1 pseudogene is annotated in these 637 nt (G+C 65.9%); it reads right to left on the bottom strand.

The features are described from left to right. Positions 1 to 499 (bottom strand): annotated as a pseudogene (locus MZTS_RS24270) (transposase); the annotation flags it as partial. Between the last annotated feature and the right edge of the window lie 138 nt (positions 500 to 637).

The following is a 637-nucleotide window of genomic DNA, read 5'->3' on the forward strand; positions in this document are numbered from 1 at the left end:
TACCACCCTTTATTCGACGGGAGCGTACAATGTGTATAAGAGACAGGCTCCCCGTAGCGCACCCGGCTCTTGGCCAGATCACAGATGCGCATCCGCAGCGGTGCCTGATCGGGCTTGGTCGAGCGGTAGCGGACGCCCGACCGACCGACGCCGAGCGCGGCGCAGCCGCGCCGCTCGCTCACCCCGTGCGCCTCCTGAACCTGGTGCACGAGCTCGCGTCGCCGAGCAGGCGTCAGAGCTTTTTTGCGAGCACGTCCTGCAGGATGTGCTTGTCGAGGCTCAGATCGGCAACCAGCTGCTTGAGCTTGCGGTTCTCGTCCTCAAGCTGCTTCAGCCGCCGCAGCTCGCCTGTGCCCAAGCCGCCGTAGAGCTTCTTCCAGCGGTAAAACGTCTGTTCGGAGATGCCCATCCGGCGCAGCACCTCCGCGACCGGTGTCCCGGTCTCGGCCTGCTTCAGCGCGAAGGCGATCTGCTCTTCGGTGAACCTGCTCTTCTTCACGGCTCTGCTCCTCCCCTCAGGGGCTCACACAACCGGAAAACTCGCACTCACGCCGGACCAAAGCGATGGGGGGACGTCAGGCCTCGACGCCAGCGCGGGCGGCGTAGCTGATCCGGGTTGCGCAGCCGCCCGTGCGGC

This window comes from Methylorubrum zatmanii (assembly GCF_014845115.1).
Classification (GTDB): domain Bacteria; phylum Pseudomonadota; class Alphaproteobacteria; order Rhizobiales; family Beijerinckiaceae; genus Methylobacterium; species Methylobacterium zatmanii.